Source organism: Kitasatospora sp. NPDC085879 (genome assembly GCF_040686255.1).
GTDB lineage: Bacteria > Actinomycetota > Actinomycetes > Streptomycetales > Streptomycetaceae > Kitasatospora.
This window is the reverse complement of sequence record NZ_JBFBJZ010000013.1, coordinates 119,629-140,315: the sequence shown is the minus strand read 5'-3', so window position 1 is coordinate 140,315 and position 20,687 is coordinate 119,629. Positions and strand designations below refer to the sequence as shown.

At 74.8% G+C, this 20,687-nt stretch carries 18 protein-coding genes and 1 tRNA gene; 12 read left to right on the top strand and 7 right to left on the bottom strand.

Annotated elements, in window-relative coordinates; genetic code table 11:
* The first annotated feature begins 69 nt into the window (after window positions 1-69).
* Together AB0P35_RS13230 and AB0P35_RS13225 are read left to right on the top strand one after the other, a co-directional pair.
* Window positions 70-1,410, top strand: coding sequence for a pseudouridine synthase (locus tag AB0P35_RS13230; protein ID WP_363510077.1), 1,341 nt, complete (start codon window positions 70-72; stop codon window positions 1,408-1,410).
* 208 nt (window positions 1,411-1,618) lie between these two features.
* Window positions 1,619-2,599 (top strand): helix-turn-helix domain-containing protein, encoded by a 981-nt coding sequence (locus AB0P35_RS13225; protein ID WP_179419343.1) that lies wholly within the window; start codon window positions 1,619-1,621, stop codon window positions 2,597-2,599.
* Between the two features lie 31 nt (window positions 2,600-2,630).
* On the opposite strand, the gene AB0P35_RS13220 is transcribed toward AB0P35_RS13225, so the two are convergent.
* From AB0P35_RS13220 to AB0P35_RS13210, 3 genes are read right to left on the bottom strand one after another with little or no spacing between them, the layout of a single operon-like run.
* The gene (locus AB0P35_RS13220) at window positions 2,631-2,993 is read right to left on the bottom strand and encodes a DUF952 domain-containing protein (RefSeq protein ID WP_095872608.1); all 363 of its coding nucleotides are present in this window, start codon (window positions 2,991-2,993) and stop codon (window positions 2,631-2,633) included.
* A gap of 47 nt (window positions 2,994-3,040) precedes the next feature.
* Complete coding sequence (locus AB0P35_RS13215; RefSeq protein ID WP_363510074.1) at window positions 3,041-4,657, bottom strand: mucoidy inhibitor MuiA family protein; 1,617 nt, start codon at window positions 4,655-4,657, stop codon at window positions 3,041-3,043.
* 2 nt (window positions 4,658-4,659) lie between these two features.
* Window positions 4,660-6,795, bottom strand: coding sequence for a DUF4139 domain-containing protein (locus AB0P35_RS13210; RefSeq protein ID WP_363510072.1), 2,136 nt, complete (start codon window positions 6,793-6,795; stop codon window positions 4,660-4,662).
* 249 nt (window positions 6,796-7,044) lie between these two features.
* Here AB0P35_RS13210 and AB0P35_RS13205 point away from each other — a divergent pair, with 249 nt between their 5' ends.
* The 3 genes from AB0P35_RS13205 to der all read left to right on the top strand — a co-directional run bounded on the left by AB0P35_RS13205 (window position 7,045) and on the right by der (window position 10,578).
* Complete coding sequence (locus AB0P35_RS13205) at window positions 7,045-8,130, top strand: prephenate dehydrogenase (protein WP_363510070.1); 1,086 nt, start codon at window positions 7,045-7,047, stop codon at window positions 8,128-8,130.
* Window positions 8,131-8,285: 155 nt separating this feature from the next.
* On the top strand, window positions 8,286-9,002 hold the full coding sequence (cmk, locus tag AB0P35_RS13200) for a (d)CMP kinase (RefSeq protein ID WP_095872605.1): 717 nt from the start codon (window positions 8,286-8,288) through the stop codon (window positions 9,000-9,002).
* A gap of 121 nt (window positions 9,003-9,123) precedes the next feature.
* Window positions 9,124-10,578 carry a ribosome biogenesis GTPase Der gene (gene der / locus AB0P35_RS13195; protein WP_095872604.1) on the top strand — a complete coding sequence of 485 codons (1,455 nt, stop codon included), beginning with the start codon at window positions 9,124-9,126 and terminating at the stop codon, window positions 10,576-10,578.
* Between the two features lie 87 nt (window positions 10,579-10,665).
* On the opposite strand, the gene AB0P35_RS13190 is transcribed toward der, so the two are convergent.
* Window positions 10,666-11,256, bottom strand: a complete 591-nt coding sequence (locus AB0P35_RS13190; protein WP_363510103.1) for a hypothetical protein — start codon at window positions 11,254-11,256, stop codon at window positions 10,666-10,668.
* A 121-nt stretch (window positions 11,257-11,377) separates the two neighbouring features.
* Entirely contained in the window at window positions 11,378-12,277 is a 900-nt protein-coding gene (locus AB0P35_RS13185; protein WP_363510098.1) for a hypothetical protein, read from the bottom strand.
* Window positions 12,278-12,850: 573 nt separating this feature from the next.
* Here AB0P35_RS13185 and AB0P35_RS13180 point away from each other — a divergent pair.
* Window positions 12,851-13,606 (top strand): transglycosylase family protein, encoded by a 756-nt coding sequence (locus AB0P35_RS13180; RefSeq protein ID WP_363510068.1) that lies wholly within the window; start codon window positions 12,851-12,853, stop codon window positions 13,604-13,606.
* A gap of 154 nt (window positions 13,607-13,760) precedes the next feature.
* The gene (locus AB0P35_RS13175; RefSeq protein ID WP_363510066.1) at window positions 13,761-14,213 is read left to right on the top strand and encodes a transglycosylase family protein; all 453 of its coding nucleotides are present in this window, start codon (window positions 13,761-13,763) and stop codon (window positions 14,211-14,213) included.
* A 58-nt stretch (window positions 14,214-14,271) separates the two neighbouring features.
* Here the strand turns inward: AB0P35_RS13175 and AB0P35_RS13170 are convergent, their stop codons facing one another.
* Window positions 14,272-15,075 (bottom strand): MBL fold metallo-hydrolase, encoded by an 804-nt coding sequence (locus tag AB0P35_RS13170; RefSeq protein ID WP_363510064.1) that lies wholly within the window; start codon window positions 15,073-15,075, stop codon window positions 14,272-14,274.
* A gap of 235 nt (window positions 15,076-15,310) precedes the next feature.
* On the opposite strand from AB0P35_RS13170, the gene AB0P35_RS13165 reads away from it, so the two are divergent.
* The 3 genes from AB0P35_RS13165 to AB0P35_RS13155 all read left to right on the top strand — a co-directional run bounded on the left by AB0P35_RS13165 (window position 15,311) and on the right by AB0P35_RS13155 (window position 17,890).
* Window positions 15,311-15,988 carry an alpha-ketoglutarate-dependent dioxygenase AlkB gene (locus AB0P35_RS13165; RefSeq protein WP_363510062.1) on the top strand — a complete coding sequence of 226 codons (678 nt, stop codon included), beginning with the start codon at window positions 15,311-15,313 and terminating at the stop codon, window positions 15,986-15,988.
* 155 nt (window positions 15,989-16,143) lie between these two features.
* The gene (locus AB0P35_RS13160; protein WP_095872598.1) at window positions 16,144-17,007 is read left to right on the top strand and encodes an acyl-CoA thioesterase II; all 864 of its coding nucleotides are present in this window, start codon (window positions 16,144-16,146) and stop codon (window positions 17,005-17,007) included.
* A gap of 82 nt (window positions 17,008-17,089) precedes the next feature.
* Window positions 17,090-17,890 carry a DUF1684 domain-containing protein gene (locus AB0P35_RS13155; RefSeq protein ID WP_363510060.1) on the top strand — a complete coding sequence of 267 codons (801 nt, stop codon included), beginning with the start codon at window positions 17,090-17,092 and terminating at the stop codon, window positions 17,888-17,890.
* Window positions 17,891-17,909: 19 nt separating this feature from the next.
* Here AB0P35_RS13155 and AB0P35_RS13150 read toward each other — a convergent pair whose 3' ends face one another.
* Entirely contained in the window at window positions 17,910-19,022 is a 1,113-nt protein-coding gene (locus tag AB0P35_RS13150) for a DUF2804 domain-containing protein (protein ID WP_363510058.1), read from the bottom strand.
* Window positions 19,023-19,087: 65 nt separating this feature from the next.
* On the opposite strand from AB0P35_RS13150, the gene AB0P35_RS13145 reads away from it, so the two are divergent.
* Window positions 19,088-20,431 (top strand): MFS transporter, encoded by a 1,344-nt coding sequence (locus tag AB0P35_RS13145; RefSeq protein WP_363510056.1) that lies wholly within the window; start codon window positions 19,088-19,090, stop codon window positions 20,429-20,431.
* A gap of 153 nt (window positions 20,432-20,584) precedes the next feature.
* Window positions 20,585-20,658, top strand: a tRNA-Pro gene (locus AB0P35_RS13140).
* Window positions 20,659-20,687 lie beyond the last annotated feature (29 nt).

The window sequence follows — 20,687 nt, the reverse complement described above, 5'->3', positions numbered from 1 at the left end:
GTGAGGGGGCGGTGAGGTCGGCCGGCACGACACGCACTCCCACGACGGACACGACGTACGGACATTTTGATGCGCAGCAGTGGCAACGGCAGGAACAACAGCGGCGGCCAGGGCCGGGGAGGCCAGGGACGCGGCGGACAGGGCGGGGGCCGGAGCGGCGGCGGCTCACGCGGAGGGTCCTCGTCCGGCGGGGGCTCGTACGGCGGCGGCCGCGGAGGCGGCGGCTCCTCGTACGGCGGGGGCTCGTCGCACGGCGGCGGCCGCGGCAGCGGCGGCTCCTCGTCGGGCGGCGGCTCGTCGTACGGCCGCGGCAGCGGCGGCTCCTCCTACGGTGGCGGCTCGTCGTACGGCGGCGGCTCCTCGCAGCGGCGAGGCGACGACCGGCGTGACGACAGGCGCGACGACAGGCGTGACGACCGCCGGTACCCGGACCGCCCGCTGCGCCCCGAGGAGCGCCGCTACGACCGCCCCGAGTACGGCGGCGGCCCGAACGCCACCCCCGGCCGCAGCGGCTACACCGCGCGCCGTCCCGGCCCGGCGCCCAAGCCCCGCCGTGAGGGCCAGGGCGCCCCGGGCGACCCGCGGCGCCAGCCGCAGCGCTCCCGGGAGCTGCAGGCCAAGATCGAGGACGCGGTGCTCGCCCGGCACGACAAGCCGGCCGTGAAGACCCCGAAGACCTTCGGCGAGCCCGAGGGCGAGCGCCTGCAGAAGGTGCTCGCGCGGGCCGGCATGGGCAGCCGCCGGGCCTGCGAGGAGCTCATCGAGCAGGGCCGCGTCGAGGTGAACGGCAAGCGCGTCACCGAGCAGGGCAAGCGGGTCGACCCGGAGAACGACGAGATCAAGGTCGACGGCCTGACCGTCGCCACCCAGTCCTACCTGTTCTTCGCGCTGAACAAGCCCGCCGGCGTCGTCTCCACCATGGAGGACCCGGACGGCCGCCAGTGCCTCGGCGACTACGTCACCAACCGCGAGACCCGGCTCTTCCACGTCGGCCGCCTCGACACCGAGACCGAGGGCATCATCCTTCTCACCAACCACGGCGAGCTGGCCCACCGCCTCACCCACCCGAAGTACGGCGTCACCAAGACCTACCTGTGCGCCATCCAGGGCCCGATCCCGCGCGACCTCGGCAAGCAGCTCGCGAAGGGCGTGGAGCTGGAGGACGGCTGGGCCCGCGCGGACTCCTTCAAGGTGGTCTCCAACGTCGGCAAGAACTACCTGGTCGAGGTCACCCTCCACGAGGGCCGCAAGCACATCGTCCGGCGGATGCTCGCCGAGATGGGCTACCCGGTGGAGAAGCTGGTGCGCACCCACTTCGGGCCGATCGCGCTCGGCGACCAGAAGTCCGGCTGGCTGCGCCGCCTCACCAACCCCGAGGTCGGCCAGCTGATGCGCGAGGTCGGCCTCTAAGGATCGGCCCCCGCCGCACCTTCGAATCGAAGGCCTCCCCGCCGTCCGGCGGGGAGGCCTTCCGGCTCATCGGCGGGGGGCCCGTGTGAACCTCGACGCACCGCCTTGTCATCATGTGGATCTGTGGCGCAGGATGGCCACCGGACAGAGGCTCGAGGAGTGGCGGAACTGCGCCACGGGGTCCTGGCCGCATGGGGGAAGGAGCGGCGTGCTCGACGCATTCGGAGCGCTCGGCCTCGGACGGCCGGACGGACAGGTGTATGCGGCCCTGGTGGTCTCGCCGCAGTCCACCGCCGAGGAGCTGGCCGGGCAGTGCGACCTGACACTGCAGCAGAGCCAGGACGCCCTCGACCGGTTGGCCGAGCAGGGCATGGCCACCCGCGCCCCCGTCGACCGGGAACGGTACCTCGCGGTCGCACCGGACGTCGCCATCGGCACCCTCATCGGCCACCGCGAGGCGGAGCTGCGCAGCGCCCGGGCCGAGATGCACCGGCTGATGGACGCCTTCCGTGAGGCGTCCCGCTACACGGACCCGGCGCACTCGGTCGAGGTGCTCACCGGCGGCGAGGCGATCGCCCAGCGGCTGGAGCACCTCGTCGACACCAGCCAGTACCAGGTGCGCGGCTTCGACTGCCCGCCGTACATCCAGGACCCGGTCGCCCAGATGCCCCGCCAGCGGGCCAAGCTCAAGGCGGGCGTGCGGTTCCGCACCGTGTACGACAAGGACGCGGTGGCCTGGCCGGGGCGGCTGGAGAAGGAGATCCTCATCGGCGTCGAGGACGGCGAGGAGGCCCGGGTACGGCCCGCGCTGCCGATGAAGATGATGATGTCGGACGACAAGATGGCGATCATCCCGATCACCGTCGGCGACAGCGTGCTGGACGCCGCCTACGTCATCCACCCCTCGGCGCTGCTGCAGGCCCTGGACGCCCTGTTCGAGGCCGAGTGGGAGCGCGCCGTGCCCCTGCAGGCGGCGATCGGCGACGGCGAGGCCGACACCGGCCCCGAGGCCGACCACCGCAAGCTGCTCGGCCTGCTCGCCGCAGGCCTGACCGACGAGTCGATCGCCCGCTCGCTCGGCTGGAGCGCCCGCACCACGCAGCGCCGGCTGCAGAGCCTGATGCGCCAGCTCGGCGCCACCACCCGCTTCCAGGCGGGCATGGCGGCCCGCGAGCGCGGCTGGCTCTGACCGCGGCCCCGCCCGGCGGGGCGGGCCCGGCTCAGCTCCAGGGCAGCAGGCGCTCCCAGCGGCCGTCCGCACCGCGCTCGACCTTCTCCAGGCCGATCACGGCCGTCCGGTTCAGCCGGCCGTAGATGTGCGGGAACAGCACCCCGGGCGTGGCGCCCTCCGGCGGCGGGCCGGAGGGCGCCTCCCACTTCACCATCGGCTCGACCAGCTTCTCCTCGATCAGCAGCGCCATCAGCGGGTCGGGAGTGTCGGCGAAGAACAGGTTGGCGACGGCCAGCACCGTCTGCTCGTCGGCCGAGCAGTGGATGAAGCCGTCGGTGAGCAGCGAGGCGGCCGCGTACGGCCGCCCCGGGTCGCGCAGCCAGTCGTCCAGCGGGGCGAGATGGTAGATCATGGGTCATTTCTACCGGAGTTGACGGAACAAATCCGGCTTGACCGGGCTCACAGGCCCGCCACCTTCGCCGCCGCCGACACCTCGTACACCAGGGTGAGGGTGCGTCGGCCGTCCGGTGGCAGGGGCACGTCCCAGCGGACGACGCCCTCCGCGTCCAGTTCGTCCGGTGCCGGCGAGCAGAGCTCCTTGCGCAGCTTGACCTCCACCGAGGACACCTCGGAGACCGGGATCCGCTCGCGCACCGTCACCACCTGCTCGTCCCGCTCCTGCGGCCCGGAGAACCGCGACAGGTGCAGCCGGACCGTCCGGGTGACCACCGTCCGTCCGGTGATGCCGGCCGTGCCGCGGCTCTCCTCGGTCTCCCGGACCACCCGGTGGCCGTCCGAGCTGCCGAAGGCGAGCTCCGCCGGCGCCCCCGGGGCGGTGAACCGCAGCTCACCGCGGCCGGTGAAGCCGCTGCCCTGCACCAGGTCCACCGGGCCGGCGAGCAGCGCGTGCCCCGCGTCGTTTCGGAACCGCACCACCCGCGTCACCAGCGGCGACAGCTCCGGCGCCGCCGCGAACTCGCTGCTCGCCGCGGTGTCGAACACGGTCAGCGGGATCCGGTGCGCCCGGCCGTCGGCCGGCACCGAGGCCGGCGACGGCGCCCTCAGCACCCGTACCTCGCCGCCGTCGTCCACGCCCGGCAGGCCGTCCGCGGACGGCCCGGTGGTGCCGATCGCCTCCTCGCGCAGCTCCACCTCGACCGTTCGTCGCTCCTCCGCGGTGCGCTCCCGCAGTGTCAGCAGGTCCTCGGTCAGCCGGGGCGGCTCCGAGGCCAGCGCCGAGCGGGCCGTGGAGAAGGTCAGCCGCGCCCCCGACCAGTCCTCGCCGGTCCGCTGCCACACCACGGCCTCGGTCTCCAGCACCAGCCGGCCGCCCGACAGCGACGCCCGGTACGCCGGACGCCACAGCGCGCACGGCGTCAGATGGCCGACCTTCAGCTCGACCGGGCCCGCGGACTCCGCCTGCACCGTCACCTCGACGTGGGCGAACAGCTCGGCGGGCTCCTGCTCGGCGGCGTCCAGCGCCCGCCGGGCCGCCGCCAGGTCCACGGCCAGCTCCTCCAGCCTCGCCCGGGAGACCCGCAGCTTCTCCCCGTGCGTGTCGCGCTCGCCGTCGATCCGGTCGAGCTCGCGGCTCCAGCGGCTGCGTTCCAGCTCTCCGCGGCCGGCGCCCTCGCCGATCTCCCGCAGCAGATCGGAGGCGAGCTGGGCGAGCAGTGCCAGCCGGGCCTCCAGCCGCTCCCGGGTCCGGGTCTCGGCGAGCTGCTCCTGCTCCAGGGCGTGCACCCGGTGCCGCAGCTCGGAGTCCTCGCCGGTGGGCGGCAGCGGGGCCCGCGGCGCCCAGCCGCGCACCACCCGGGCGTCCAGCACCCGGACGCCGCCCTCGGCGGAGCCCTCCCGGACGGTCGCCTCCGCGCGCAGGGTGCGGTCCACGGCGAGCGCGGAGATCGGGCCGAGCCGCAGCCGGTGGACGCCGGCGGCCAGCTCGACCCGGGCCGTCCGCTCGACGTGCGCGCGGTCCTCCAGGCACGTCACCGCCGTCACCGGCAGCGGGTGGTCGGGCAGCGCGTGGCCGGCCGGCGGGGTGTTTGTCGGCGGGGTGTCGGGTGTGTCGGTCATGGTCAGCTCCTCCGGTTGCCGCCGACGATGGCCTTGCCGGCCGGGATGCGGATCTCGTAGCCGCCGTCGAGTTCGGCGGTGCCGCCGGCGGGCAGCTCCACCCGCCAGCGCCGGGTGCTCGCCGGGAACTCCTCGGACGGGTGGTCGGGGCCGCGCCAGTCGGCACGCTCCTCGATCCGCACGTCCTGGTCGGCGGAGACCGGCACCCGCTCGCGCACCTCCACGGTGACCGGGTGCGACAGCCGGTTCGCCAGCTCCACATGGATCCGGTGGTCCAGCACGGTGGTGCTGTTGAGCATGCCCGCGGTGGACTCCTTCAGCTCCGTGCGCCGGGCCACCCGGACCGCCTCCGCCTGACCGAGGCCGACCCGGCGGGCCGCCCCCGCGGCCAGCGTCGGCAGCGCCGCGGTCAGCAGGAAGTCGCCGTCCACGGTGACCTCCACCGGCCCCGCCAGCAGCGCCGACGCGGTCGCGTTGGCCAGCACCAGCGTCCCGTACACGGCCTCCTCGACCGCCGGCACGCAGACGTACTCCGTGCTCAGCGACACCGGCACCTCCCCGACCGTGACGGTGTGCCAGGTGCCGTCCGAGGGGACGTCCGCCCGGGCCGCCGCGTCGTACCGCTGGTCGAAGGAGCCCGCGGAGACCCGCGGCCGCACCGCGTGCGCGGGCAGCGCCAGCCCGGCCACCGACTCCGCCAGATTGCGGGACTCCGTCGTCGACGGGTCGTGCACCGCCCCCGGGAACAGCAGACCGCGCCGGTGCGCCGGCCGGTCCGGGCCGTCCAGCACCAGGCCCGCGTAGTCCAGCTGCGCCGGCGAGGGGCCCGCCGGCACCGGCTCCGGCAGCGGCTCCGGCACCGGCTCGTCGTACGCGGCGAACGAGGCCGAGCGCAGCCCGCCGCCGGACATCCCCCGACTCCGTGACATCCGGGCGGACGCCACCGGCGCCGGCGGCGGCATCGCCCCCGGCGGCTGCGGGGCCGCGCCGTACGCCTGCGCGGCCGGCGCCGGCATCGGGAAGGCCTGCGGCGCGGCACCGGGAGCCGGCGGCGGAGGGGGCGGTGGCGCGGCGAACGGCAGCGCGACCTCCGCGGCCGGGACACCCCCGGCCAGCGTCGCGTCCGCGCCGCCGCCCGGCCGGGCCGCCCGGCCCGGACGCCCGCCGCCCGCCATCGGCCTCACCCCGCGCGACGGGCGCGGCTGCGGCGGCCGGCCCGCCGCGTCGTACCCGGTGAACAGATCGCCGAGCCCCGCCGGGGGCTCCCGCCAGCCGGACGGCGCCGGCGCGGGCTGCCGCCGCCCGATCCGCAACGAGCGCAACTGCGGCAGATCGGTGCGGCGCTGCAGGTCCGCCGTGGACAGGCCGATCCGCACCCCCGACCAGTCCTCGCCGGTGCGCTGGGCGAGCTGGGCGCGCAGCAGCAGCGTCCCGGTGTCCTCGCCCCGGCGGTAGGTCAGCCGGTACGTCGGCACCCACACCGCGCCCGGCACCCCGTACTCCACCTCCAGCTCCACCTCGGCACCCTCCGGCGCGCCCTCCAGGGTCACCACGGCGGTACAGCCGAGCGTCACCGGGCCGACCGCCACCGCGGACGAGGCCCGCGCCAACGCGTCCTCCGCCAGCGACAGTTCGTGCTCGGCCAAGCGCAGCTCCTCGGTCAGGGCGGCGGACCGGCCGTGCAGCGCGGCCAGCCGCTCGTCCACGAAGTCGGCCAGCTGCAGCCAGGCGTCGGCGGGCGTCCGGCGGTGCGGCTCGTCCGCCTGCAGCGGCGGCGGCACGGCCCGCACCGCGGAGACCTCCGCGATCCGCGCCTCCTGCCGCGCCGAACGCTGCCGCAGGGCCTCCGCGGCGTCCTGCGCCCGCTCCACCCGGCGGCGCAGCCCGGGCAGGTCCGAGCGGCTGCGCACCTCCGCCTCCGGCTCCAGCCGGGCCGCCGTCACCCGGGCCCCGCCGGAGAGCACGGCGGCGCGGAGCGAACCCGCGTCCGCCACCCTCGGCAGGCCGGTCAGCCGCACCCTGCCGTCCGCCGGCACCGTGCCGCGCGCCCGGCGCCGGCACAGCGCCCCGCTCGCGTACACCACCACCGAGTCGAGTACCGACTCCCACCGATCCGCCGCTGCCGTCTCTGCTGCCACCCCGCCCTGCCCTTCGTCCGTCCCCGGTCCGGGCCGCCAGTCTGCCCGGGTCGGCGCCCGTCCGCCGTGGATTTGCGCTGCGCGTCGGATGGGGGGACGGCCCCGGCCCCCACCCCGGTTGCGGGCGTGCCCCCGGCGCCCCCGGGCGGTGCACGCATCTCGCGGGGCGGGCGGCTTCGCCGCGGAGGCGGGGGCTGCGAGAGGATGGGCGGAACAGTGTTCCGTCCGCACCAGGAGACCAGCCCCGTCATGCGCACAGCCGCCGTCATCGGCACCGGACTGATCGGCACCTCCGCCGCCCTCGCGCTCACCGCCCGCGGGGTCGCGGTCTATCTGGAGGACGCCGACCCGGACGCCGCCCGCACGGCCGCCGCGCTCGGCGCGGGCTCCACGGAGCTGCCGGACGGGCCGGTCGACCTGGCGGTGGTGGCGGTGCCCCCGGCGCTGGTGGGCAAGGTGCTGGCGGACTGCCAGCGCCGCGGTCTGGCCCGCTGCTACACCGACGTGGCCAGTGTGAAGGCCGGGCCGCGGGCCGAGGTGGCCGCGCTCGGCTGCGACACCGTCCGCTACATCGGTGGCCACCCGATGGCCGGCCGGGAGCGGTCCGGTCCGCTGGCCGCCCGCGCCGACCTGTTCGAGGGCCGGCCGTGGGTGCTCACCCCGACCAAGGACACCGACACCGACACCCTGAACGCCGCACTGGAGCTGGTGGCGCTCTGTGGCGCGATGCCGATCGTGATGGACGCGGCCGCCCATGACCGCGCCGTCGCGCTGGTCTCGCACGCCCCCCAGCTGGTCGCCTCGATCGTCGCGGCCCGGCTGGAGCACGCCGACGAGACGGCCGTCCGGCTGTCCGGACAGGGCGTCCGGGACGTCACCCGGATCGCGGCGTCCAGCCCCGCACTGTGGGTGGACATCCTCTCCGCGAACGCCGGGGTGGTCGCCGACATCCTGCAGGAGGTGGCCGCCGACCTCGACGAGACGGTGACGGCGCTGCGCGCCCTGCAGGCCGCCGACGAGGGCGAGCGGCGGGCCGGCGCGGCCGGGATCGAGGCGGTCATGCGGCGCGGCAACCACGGCCACGCCCGGATCCCCGGCAAGCACGGCGCCCCGCCCACCCGGTACGAGTCGGTCACCGTCGTGCTGGGCGACCAGCCCGGCGAGCTGGGCCGGCTGTTCGGCGAGGTCGGCACGCTCGGCGTCAACATCGAGGACGTCACCATCGAGCACTCCGACGGCCAGCAGGTCGGCCATGTGCACCTGGACGTCGCTCCGGCGGCCGTCCGGCTGCTGACCGCCGGCCTGCGCGACCGCGGCTGGAGCGTCCGCGACTGACCTTGCGCGACCGACCGTCCGGGACGACCGGCAGGGACGGGAGCACGGTGGGGAAGGGCCCGGGAGGCGACCGGACCGGGAGCCTCCGTCGGTCCATTAACCTTGAGATAGTCATCCCGGCCCGAGCGCGCCGGCCCGAGAGAGAGGTTCGCCCCGTGGACACTGCCGACCGAGCGCACGCCCCGGTCGTCGTCGCCATCGACGGACCCTCCGGATCAGGCAAGTCGACCGTCTCCCGCGCGGTCGCCGCCCGGCTCGGGCTCAGCTTCCTGGACACCGGCGCCATGTACCGCGCGATGACCTGGTGGATGCTCGCCAACGACATCGACGTCGACGACGCCGAGGCGGTCGCGATCGCCTGCGGCAAGCCGGTGATCGTCTCCGGGACGGACGCGGCCGGCCCGACCATCACGGTCGACGGCCAGGACGTCTCCGGCCCGATCCGCGGCCCCGAGGTGACCGCCAAGGTCTCCGCGGTCTCCGCCGTGCCGGCCGTCCGGGCCCGGCTGGTGGAGCTGCAGCGCGGCTGCGCCGAGGTCGCGCCGCGCGGCATAGTCGCCGAGGGCCGCGACATGGGCACCGTCGTCTTCCCGGACGCCACCGCCAAGATCTTCCTCACCGCCTCGGGCGCCGCCCGCGCCGCGCGCCGCGCGGCCGAGCTCCGCGCCAAGGGCGTGGACGAGGCGACCATCGCATCGATGGCCGCCGACCTGGACCGCCGGGACGCAGCCGACTCCTCCCGGGAGACGGCTCCGCTCGCGCAGGCCCGGGACGCCGTCCTGGTGGACACCAGCGAGCTCACTCTGGACCAGGTGATCGACACCGTCGCCACCCTGGTCGAGGAGCGGGCCCAGCAGCCGTCCGCCGTCTGACCACCCTCGGGCCGTCCGGCCCGTCCTCCGACTACGGGACACGTAGTTTCGCGCTGCCCGCGAGGGCAGGAACGCACGGCACGCCCCTGGGAAGGGCCGTGTCGGGAAACGGAAAACACACATGAGCAACGAGACCGCCACACACCACGGTGAGCTCGGCGACGCCGAGTACGCCGAGTTCATGGCGCTCGCCGCCGAGGAGGGCTTCGACGCCGACGAGATCGACGCGGACCTGGACGGCGCCGCGCACGGGCCGCTGCCCGTGCTGGCCGTCGTAGGCCGCCCGAACGTCGGCAAGTCGACCCTCGTCAACCGCATCATCGGCCGCCGCGAGGCCGTCGTCGAGGACCGCCCCGGCGTCACCCGCGACCGGGTCACCTATGAGGCGACCTGGAACGGCCGCCGCTTCAAGCTCGTCGACACCGGCGGCTGGGAGGTCGACGTCCTCGGCATTGACGCCGCCGTCGCCGCCCAGGCCGAGTACGGCATCGAGTCCGCCGACGCGGTCCTCTTCGTCGTCGACGCCACCATCGGCGCCACCGACACCGACGAGGCCCTGATCAAGCTGATCCGGCGGGCCGGCAAGCCCACCGTGCTCTGCGCCAACAAGGTCGACGGTCCGTCCACCGAGGCCGAGGCCGCCTACCTGTGGTCGCTCGGCCTCGGCGAGCCGTACCCCGTCTCCGCCCTGCACGGCCGCGGCTCCGGCGACCTGCTGGACGCCGTGATGGACGCGCTGCCCGAGGCCCCGCCGCAGACCTTCGGCAACGGCCCGATCGGCGGCCCGCGCCGGGTCGCGCTGATCGGCCGGCCGAACGTCGGCAAGTCCAGCCTCCTCAACAAGGTCGCCGGCGAGGAGCGGGTGGTCGTCAACGAGCTGGCCGGCACCACCCGCGACCCGGTCGACGAGATGATCGAACTCGGCGGCAAGACCTGGAAGTTCGTCGACACCGCCGGTATCCGCCGCCGGGTCCACCTGACCGCCGGCGCGGACTTCTACGCCTCGCTGCGCACCGCCTCCGCGCTGGAGAAGGCCGAGGTCGCGGTCGTCCTGATCGACGCCAGCGAGACCCTCGCCGAGCAGGACACCCGGATCATCTCGATGGCCGTCGAGGCCGGCCGGGCCGTCGTGATCGCCTACAACAAGTGGGACCAGCTCGACGAGGAGCGCCGCTACTACCTGGAGCGGGAGATCGAGAAGGATCTCGTCCAGGTGCAGTGGGCGCCGCGGGTCAACGTCTCGGCGAAGACCGGCCGCCACATGGAGAAGCTCGTCCCGGCGATCGAGACTGCGCTGCAGGGCTGGGAGACCCGCATCCCGACGGCCCGTCTGAACGCCTTCCTGGGCGAGCTGGTGGCGGCCCACCCGCACCCGATCCGCGGCGGCAAGCAGCCCCGCATCCTGTTCGGCACCCAGGCCGGCACCCGCCCGCCGCGGTTCGTGCTGTTCGCCTCCGGCTTCCTGGAGGCCGGCTACCGCCGCTTCATCGAGCGCCGGCTGCGCGAGGAGTTCGGCTTCGAGGGCACCCCGATCTCCATCTCCGTCCGGGTGCGCGAGAAGCGCCGCAAGAAGTAACGCCGCACGAAGCAGCGGGGACACCGACGACGGCCGGGGCCGGGCAGCGCGAATGCTGCCCGGCCCCGGCCGTCGTTCCGTGCCGCCTCAGAGCACCTGCTCGGCGGAGCGCCCCGGCGGCAGCGAGAGCAGTGAGCGGTGGCGGCCCCCGCCGGTGGCCGCGGCCGGCTGATGCCCCAGGTAGCCGGCGGCGACCCAGCCCTGGCCGGTGCCGCCGACCGCGTGCCCCGCGGTGTGTCCCGTGGCCGCGTGGCCGGCGGACGGGTGCCCGGCCTGGTGGCCGACGGTGACCGGCTGGGCCGCCGACCGGCCCTGCTGGTGCTGCTCGGCCCCGTGCCCCCGGCCGCCGTGCTGCCCGGCCGCCGCCCGGCTCTCCGGGACGAACTGCGGCGTGCCCTGCGCGTGCCCCGCGTACGTCTCGAACACCTGGTGCTGCGGGTACGACGCGGCCGAGGACCCGCCGAACCCGCCCGACCCGCCGAAGCCCTTGAACCGCAGCTGCTCCTCGTCCGTCCGGTCGCCGGGCAGGGCCCTGAAGAGTCTCCGGTACTCGGAGTACAGCGAGTCGTAGATCGGGGTCGGTGAGACGGGCAGGTCCGCGTCGTACGAGGGGCGCATGCCCGGGATGGTGCGGCCGGCGGACGGGCGGGTGGTCGGGGCGACGTCGTAGCTGTACACGTGAGGGCCAACGAGCGAGGCCGCCCGGGGATGCGGGGTTCCGCGGCCAGGCCTGTGCCATTCCCGCGGGTGCCGGCCGGGTGCCGCCACGTGCAGCTAGAGGGGGTGCCCGCCGGTCGGCTCAGGTGCCGGCCAGCGGCAGCATGCCGGCCGCCAGCACGCCGTGCGCGACCGCCCGGTCGAGGGCCATCCGCAGCAGGTCCTCGCGGGGCTGGCGGCCGATGGTGCCGGCCGGTACCGCGTACATGATCACCTCGGAGCGGCGGGCGACCGCGGCCCGCCAGGCCTCGGTGACCTGCAGCGGCTGGTGGGCCTGCCACCAGGCGGCGCTGCCGCCGCTCGCCGAGGGCTGCAGGATCGCGTGCAGCTGGCCCATCGCCATCAGCACCGACCAGCCGGTGAGCGGGCGGCTCGGTGCCCGGTCCACCGACTGCACCAGCTGGAAGCCGTGGTCGGTGAGCAGCGAGAGGAACTCGTCCTCCGCCGAGCCGCTGCCGGGCCGGGCGATCGGCCCGGTGGGTTCCACCACCAGCGCCGCGTACGGGGTGTCCCCGCAGAGCACCAGGCCGCAGGTGACGCCGAGCACGGCGGGCTGGGTGCCCGGGGTTGCCGGGCCCTGCGGCTGCGGGGTCGGGGCGGGCGCGGTCGGGGCGGCCCAGGCGGCGCCGTCGGGCATCCCGGGGACGGCGTAGCCGTCGGGTGTGCCGGGGGCGGCGTACGCCGGGGCGGGCGCGGGCGCGCCGACGCTGCCCTGTGCCTGGCTGATCGAGCGGACGGCGCCGAGCAGCTGGTCCTCGTCCACCGGCACGACCTGGGAGGGCACACAGCGGGCGTGGGCGAAGGCGAGGACGGCCGTCTCGTCGCCGATGAAGAGAACCGTGCTGGTGGGCTCGCGCAGCGAGTCGCCGGGGGCCCGGCACGAGGTGCAGTCATAGGCGTCCGGGGCGTGGGCGCCGGCGAGAAGCCGGTCTGCCTCGTCGTCTCCGATCTCGGTTCGTACGTCGTCGCTGACTTCGAGCATGCGCGGCAAGGGGGACTCCTCCGGTCTCGGGATGGCAGGGCGCGCCTGGCCGCCAGTTCCAACGGGCGGCTGTGGCCGGGGTCACGGGTGCGTCCGGCTCCGACGGGATTTGCCGCGGATCTGACTGCGATGGGTGGGCGAGCGGTCGCAATCTGTCGACGCTGTGCCCGAGGTCACAGGCCGGAAACGGTGAGCAGCCTCACGATCGACCGAGGATTGATCATGGAAAATATGGGCAAATCGGGCAAACTGCCGTTATTTGCTAGATCAATACTCGCGGTAACGCCACGCTGAGCTGGGACGACCCGAAACTGTTTGGTGCCCGGCCGAGCGGCTCGTAGGTTTTTGCCCAGTGCACCGAGCACTTCCCGGGTTCACCCCCAGCACCACCCACCGGCCCCGCCGGCGGCGCAGGTGCCCACCGAGCGGCTGACCACCGCCCGGATGCGGAAGGTGGCCGGGGCGGCATGGCACGTACGAACACGTGCACGGCCGTCCAACGGACGCGGCGAGCGAACCGAGCCTCACGGCTCTGGTTCCGCATGCCCGCCCGGGGCTGTCGAGAGGAAACTCATGATCTTCCGTAACGAGTCCGCCGCTGCCACCACCACCGCCACCAAGCGCAACCGCGTCCGGCTGGCAATCGCGGGCGGCGCCGCTGTGGCCGTCCTCCCGGTGGCCGGCCTCGTCACGGCCACCTCCGCCTCCGCCGCCTCCGTCTCCACCTGGGACGCCGTCGCCCAGTGCGAGAGCACCGGCAACTGGCACATCAACACCGGTAACGGCTTCTACGGCGGCCTGCAGTTCACCAACAGCACCTGGGCGGCCTTCGGCGGCACCGCGTTCGCCCCGCGCGCCGACCTGGCCACCAAGGACCAGCAGATCGCCATCGCCGAGAAGGTCCTCGCCGTGCAGGGCCCGGGTGCCTGGCCCGTCTGCTCCGTCAAGGCCGGCCTGACCAAGGGCGGCGCCGCCCCGCAGGTCGACACCGCCGCCGCTGCCGCCCCGAAGGCCGCCGCCCCGGCCGCCCCGGCCGCCAAGCCCGCCGCGCCGGCCGCGAAGCCCGCCGCCCCGAAGGCCGACGAGCAGAAGGCCAGCCGCAGCGAGGCCCGCGCCCAGCTGAACACCGCCGCCAAGCAGGACGCCCCGAAGAAGTCCGCTCCGGTGAAGAACACCAACGGCGGCAACTACACCGTCAAGTCCGGCGACACCCTGAGCAAGATCGCCAACGCCAAGGGCCTCGACTGGAAGACCGTGTACAAGAACAACGCCGGTGTCATCGGCGGCAACCCGAACCTGATCTTCCCGGGCCAGGTCCTCTCCGTCTGACACCCGGAACGGCGGTGACATCCGCCGCCCCACCAGCGCCCGGGGGCGCCCCTGCTGCGCCCCCGGACCCGCCGCCGCCCGCCGGCCGCCGCCCCGTACCCCCCGGACGGGCGGCGACCGGCGGGCGTCCGCGCGTTCCCCCGCCCAGCGTCGGGTGCTGTGTGCCCGAAACGCCGCGGGGCCCGCGTCCGCGCTGCTGCTGACGGCGACTCTGACCGCAGCCCTAACCGCCCGTCCGATCGCCGCTCCGGCTGCCCTGCCGATCGCCGGTCCGGCCCTCGCCCTCGCCCTCGCCCGCGCCGCGGTGCGGCCGACGGGCCCTGCCGCCGACGTCGGCACCCCCGCGCCCGAGGCCGTCCGGGACGCTCTCGCCGACTGCGAGAGCGGCGGCGACCGGCAGGCCGACACCGGCAACGGCTACTACGGCGGCCTGCAGATCCTGCCCGCCACCTGGCAGGAGGCCGGCGGCCCGCAGTACGCCCCGCGCCCCGACCTCGCCGACCGGGCCGCACAGATCACCGTGGCCGAGGAGATCCGCCGCCTGCAGGGCTGGCAGGCGTGGTCCGGCTGCGCCCGGCGGATCGGCCTGCTCGACCGTCGGCCCTGAGCGCTCGCTCCCCGGCTGCCCGCGTGGCCGTTCCTTCCGGTGGCCGGCCGTGGCCGGGTCAGTCCCAGGCGAGCTCGCCCTTCGCCACCTGGGTGCCGAGACGGACGGCCAGCTTCAGCCCGGCGTCCGGGTAGAGCCGCAGCAGCGCCTCCTCCGCCGCGGCCGCGTCCTCGGCCTTGCCCACCTCCCGCTCGAAGGCCTTGAGGTAGTCCCGGGTGTAGGTGATCGCGCCGACGTCCGGTGTGACCCCGGGCATGCGGTGCCCGGCCACCACCGTCAGCGGATCGAGCGCCTCCATCGCGTCCAGCTGATCGATCCAGGAGGCCCGCAGGTCCGGGCCCGGCGTGTCCGCCGTCCAGGCGTGCAGCCCCTGGTACAGGGCGACACCGCCGAGCAGCAGCCGGCTGCGGTGCTCCCAGAGGAAGTGCCGGTCCGGCAATTTCGGCTCGAAGCCGCGCACCTCGAATCGGTGCCCCTCGAACTCGATCACGTCACCGTCCAGCGGCTGCAGCCGCGGCGGCCGGGTCGGCAGCTCACTGCCCAGCTGCGCCCAGGTCGACAGCTTCTCCGGGTACGTCCGGGCGATGTGCTCGATCACCAGCGGATGCGCCAGGAACCGGGCCTCCGGGAAAGCGTTCTGCACCTCCTCGGTGCCGAAGTAGAAGTCCGGGTCGCCGTGGCTGACCACCACGGTGGTGAGCGGCCGGTCCATCCCCTGGACCAGCTGCGCCAGCCGCCGCCCGTCCGAACGGGTGAAGCCGGTGTCCACCAGCATCGTCCCGTGCGCGCCGACGATCAGCACCGCGGTCTTGTGCAGCGACGACTCGGGAAGGTCGACGACGGCGAAGTCCAGCCTGCTCATGCCGGCTCCTTCGGGGCGCGGAGCGGCGCAGACGGTGCGCCGCGGGCGGGGCGGGGCGGGGTCGGCTCCCCGACCAGCGTGAGCCGCCGGCCGGAGCCCCGCATGTCGATCCGGGGGAGTGGCCGGCCGCTGCCCCCCGATCAGCGCCCCTCCGCCGGTACCTCGCCGGTACCTCGCCCGCACCTCGCCGCCCGCACCCCGCCGCGCAGGCCCGGGCGGCTGGGAGGATGGCCGTATGACCGGCGATCCACTCCCGTTCCCGCGTGAGCCCGCCGAACCGGCGCCCGGCGCCGTGCACCTGCCCGACTGGCTGGACGCCGCCGAGCAGCGCGAGCTCGTCGAGGCCTGCCGTGCCTGGGCCCGGCCGCCCGCCGGGATGCGGACCGTCCGGATGCCCACCGGCGGCCTGATGTCCGTGCACACCGTCTGCCTCGGCTGGCACTGGTACCCGTACGGCTACGCGCGGACCGTCGTCGACGGCGACGGCGCCCCGGTCAAGCCCTTCCCGCCCGAACTCGGCGAACTCGCCGGTCGCGCCGTCGCCGCCGCGTACGGGCCGGACGGGCTCGCCGCCGTACCCGGCGCCGCCGGCTACGCGCCCGACATCGCCGTGGTCAACCACTACCCGCACGGCGCCAGGATGGGCCTGCACAAGGACAAGGAGGAACGCGTCGACGCCCCCGTGGTCTCCCTCTCGATCGGCGATAGCTGCGTCTTCCGGCTCGGCAACACCGAGACCCGCACCCGGCCCTGGACCGACCTGGAACTGCGCAGCGGCGACCTGTTCGTCTTCGGCGGCCCGTCCCGCTTCGCCTACCACGGCGTGGTGAGGACCCTGCCCGGCACCGCCGATCCGGCGCTCGGCCTGGTCGGGCGGCTGAACATCACCGTCCGGCAGTCCGGGCTGCTCTGAGCCCGGCCCGACACCGGGGCGCCCGCCGGATTCCGGGCCCGGGCGGCGGGAATTCCCCGATCCGGAGGAGACTTCTCGGTAGACGTAGAGCGCCGCCCGGCGCCGCACCGGAGATCCCGGGGCAGGCACCAGGCGGCCGGGAGAGGACACAGGACATGGGCACGCCCGTCGACCAGCTCGTCGACCTGCTCGATCTGGAACAGATCGAACTCAACATCTTCCGGGGACGCAGCCCGGAGGAGGCCCTGCAGCGGACCTTCGGCGGGCAGGTCGCCGGCCAGGCCCTGGTCGCCGCCGGCCGGACGGTCGACGGGGACCGCCCCGTGCACTCGCTCCACGCCTACTTCCTGCGCCCGGGCGTCCCCGGCGTGCCGATCGTCTACCAGGTCGACCGGATCCGTGACGGACGGTCCTTCACCACCCGCCGTGTGCTGGGCATCCAGCAGGGCCGCTCGATCTTCGCGCTGACCGCAGACTTCCACCTCCCCGAGCAGGGCGGCATCGAGCACCAGGACCCGATGCCGCAGGTCCCCGCCCCCGAGGACCTGCCGAGCGCACTCGACGAGGTCGGCTCCCGGCTCGGCGAGATGCCGCCGTTCATCAGCCGCCGCCAGCCCTTCGACATCCGCTACGTCGACCGGCTGCGCTGGTCCAAGGAGGACCTGGCCGGGGTCCAGCCGCGCAGCGGCGTCTGGCTGCGGACCAACGGCGCCCTGCCCGACGACCCGCTGATCCACGTCTGCGCGCTCACCTACGCCAGCGACATGACGCTGCTCGACGCCGTCCGCGTCCCGGTCGAACCACTGTGGGGCGAGCGGAACTTCGACATGGCCTCGCTCGACCACGCGATGTGGTTCCACCGCCCGTTCCGGGCAGACGACTGGCTGCTGTACCAGCAGGAGTCGCCGATCGCGCACGGCGCCCGCGGGCTCGCCCGCGGGGAGATCTTCGACCGCAGCGGGCGGCTGGTGGTCTCCGTCGTGCAGGAGGGACTCTTCCGGCCGCTCACCGCACGCTGACCCGCGGGCCGCTCGGCCGCCCCGCCCCGTCAGCGTCCCGTACCGCTACCGCCGCACCGCCACCGCTCAGGAAGGACCGCCGATGACCGCCGCAGAGACCGCCGCGGAATCCTGGCAGCGCTGGACCGAGGCCCGCGCCGCCGCCGTCAGCGCCCTGCACGGGCCGCTCGCGCTGACCGGTACGCACTGGCTCGGCCCCGACCCCGAGCAGATCCCCGGCCTGCCGGGCGAGTGGTGGGCCGTCGACGGCGCCGTCCGCCTCAACGCCAAGGCCGAGTACGGGATCCGGCTCGAATCCGGGGAGCCGGCCGGGGCACTGGACGGGGAGGTGGCGCTGCGGCCGGACACCGATCCGGCCCCGGAACGCGCCGTGATCGGCGGGCTGCGGCTCGTCCCGATCGAGCGGGAGGGCGAGCTCGCCCTGCGGGTCTTCGACCCGGACGCCCCGGCCCGCACCGCCTTCGCCGGGATCGACACCTTCCCGTACGCGCCGGACTGGGCCGTCCCCGCCGTGTTCACCCCGTTCGAGAGCGGCGACCGGGCGCTGACCGTGCCCAGCGCGGACGGCAAGGACCGGCCGCTCGCCGTCACCGGGCAGATCGCCTTCACCCTCTGCGGCGAGGAGTACGCCCTCACCGTCAGCCGCTCCGGCGGACGGCTCAGCGGTGTGATCGCGGACGCCACCAGCGGGCACGAGACCTACCGCTTCCGGTTCATCACCCTGCCCGCCCCGGACGCCGAGGGCCGCACCGTGCTCGACCTCAACCGGGCCCACCTGCCGCCCTGCGCCTTCGCCGACCACTTCATCTGCCCCTTCCCGCCGCCCGGCAACCGGCTGCCGGTGGCCGTCGAGGCGGGGGAGCGGCATGTCGTGACCGGCTGACAGGTCGTCCGGGACCTGCTCACCAGCGCATCCGGACGTCCTCCGCCCAGCCGAGCAGGTCGTGGACGGCGATCCGGCGGCCGTCCTCGGTGCGGACGGTGCCGTCGTAGTGGCCGAAGCACTGGTCGGTGCGGTTGGCGAGCAGGCCGGCCTCGGTGCGCGTCCGGCGGTCGTGGAACGGGGTGAAGACCAGGTCCACCAGGTCCGAGCCGGGGGTGCGGACGGTCCACGGCGCGAGCGGGTCGGCGAGGTCGTACGACCAGGCGAGCTCCTCGGAGATCCGGGTGAGACGGCCGTCCACGCAGAGGGCGTTCTCGGTGGTCCCGGTGCCGACCGTCCACCGGCCGCCGAACTGCAGACCGACGGTCCGGCCGTCCGTCCGGCCGGAGGCGGCGCCCCAGTTCCAGTGCACCGAGCGCGGCCAGCGGCCCCGGCCGTGGTCCAGCACCGCCCAGGCCTCGTCCTTCCCCGGGCCGCCGAAGGAGAGGACCTCGTCGCCGATCCGCAGCGTGCCGCGCGCCGGGCGGGCGGTGTGCTTGGACGTGAACTGGAACCGGCGCTCGTCCCACGGCACGACCACGCTCAGCGTCTCGTGGCCCTCCGGGAGCGCCGCGAACACGTCGACCTCGACCGGCCTGCCGTCGGGTGTCACGCAGCGGGCCCGCAGCCGGGTGCCGCCCGCCTCACCGCGGATCTCCACCCGGACCCGGCCGCCGGTCGGCCGCTCCGGGCCGACGACCACGTCTGTACCGGTGCCGTCGGATGTATCGGTGACGTCGGATCCGGCGATCGTCTGCGGGAGGGCGACGCCGCGGCCGAAGGGGACGAGGGCGGTGCGCTCCAGCTCCCGGGCGCCGGTCGGGTCGGCCGGGTCAGCCGGGTCGGCAGGGTCGTCCCAGCGGAGGACGTACACGCTGTTCAGCGCCAGGAAGTCCAGGTCACTGACGGTCAGCGCCACCAGATGGGTCGGCGCGGTCACGCACCAGTACTCCCAGCGCTTGGTGCGGCCCCAGCCGCGGAGGTTCGCCCGGTGCAGCGGCCGCCGGGACCAGCCGACGGCCGCCGGATCGAGCCGCCCGTCGGGCCGGCAGAGGTCGACAGGAGCGGTCAGTTCGCGATCGGAGGACGCCACGGCGGCCACCGTAGCGGCAACCCCGGCGGACGGAAGTGAAACGTCGTGGTCGAACATGGTTGACCATGTCGACCGATCAGCCGCAGGCACCCGAGGCAGCCCCCTCCGCACCCGTTCCATCCGTGCCCCCGGTGGGCGGCGGCGGGGCTCCCGGGCGGCTGAAGCGGATCGCGCGCGGCGCCCTCGCCGACATCGGGCCACTGCGCGACATCCCCGACTACCGGCGCGTCTGGTTCGGCCAGACCGTCTCCTCCGTCGGCCAGCAGATGACCGCCGTGGCCGTCGCCGTCCAGGTCTACGACCTCACCCGGTCCACCTTCGCCACCGGCCTGGTCGGACTCTTCTCGCTCGTCCCACTGGTCACCTTCGGCCTGTGGGGCGGCGCGATCGCCGACACCGTCGACCGCCGCCGCCTCGGCCTCATCGGCTCCGCCGGCCTCGCGGCCGTCTCCGTCCTGCTCGCCGCCCAGGCCCTGCTCGGCCTGCACGCCGTCGGCCTGCTCTACGCGGCGGTCGCCCTCCAGGCCGGCTTCTTCGCACTCTCCTCGCCCGCCCGGTCCTCGATGATCCCCCGACTGGTTCCGCGCGAACAGCTGCCCGCCGCCAACGCCCTCAACACCATGAGCATGAACCTCGGTATGACCGTCGGCCCCATGCTCGGCGGCCTGCTCATCGGCGCGTACGGCGCCCAGTCCGCGTACCTCGTCGACGCCGTCGCCTTCAGCGCCACGCTCTACGCGATGTGGCGGCTTCCCACGATGAAGCCGCAGGGCGACGGCACCGCGCGGAAGGGACGGGCCTCCGTCCTCGACGGCCTGCGCTTCCTCGCCACCCGGCCCAACCTGCGCACCAGCTTCCTCGCCGACCTCGCCGCCATGATCTTCGGCCTGCCCCGGGCACTCTTCCCCGCCATCGCGGTCGGCTTCTACGGCGGCGGAGCCGGGACGGTCGGCCTGCTGGTCGCCGCCCCCGCCGTGGGCGCCCTGGCGGGCGCCCTGTTCTCGGGATGGATCGGGCGGGTGCACCGGCACGGGGCCGCCGTCCTCGCCGCCGTCGCCGCCTGGGGGCTCGCCATCGCCGCCTTCGGGGTCGTCCGCGAGCTGTGGCTCGGGCTGGCGCTGCTCGCGGCGGCCGGCTGCGCCGACACCATCAGCATGATCTTCCGCAACACGATCATGCAGGTGGCGGCCCCCGACGACATGCGCGGCCGCCTCCAGGGCATCTTCATCGTCGTCGTCGCCGGCGGCCCCCGCCTCGGCGACTTCGAATCCGGGACGGTTGCCGCCCTCACCTCCTCCGTCACGATCTCCGTCGTCACAGGTGGTCTCGCCTGCGTTGCCGCCGTCCTGCTGCTCGCGGCCCGCCGCCCCGCCTTCCTCCGCTACGACTCCCGCAACCCCACCCCCTGACCAGCCCCGACACCCCCGGGCCCGTCACCCGAAACCTGGCAGCGAGCACCCCTCGACGTGCTGTATTGTTTTCCACGTCGCCGGGAGACCGGAGACAAGGTCGAGAAGCCGAAGAACACCGATCGAGATCGGTGAGCGGAGGCAGCGAGACCACGGGACGTGGCGCAGCTTGGTAGCGCACTTGACTGGGGGTCAAGGGGTCGCAGGTTCAAATCCTGTCGTCCCGACAATGAGTCGGAAGCCCTCTGGCCTGGAC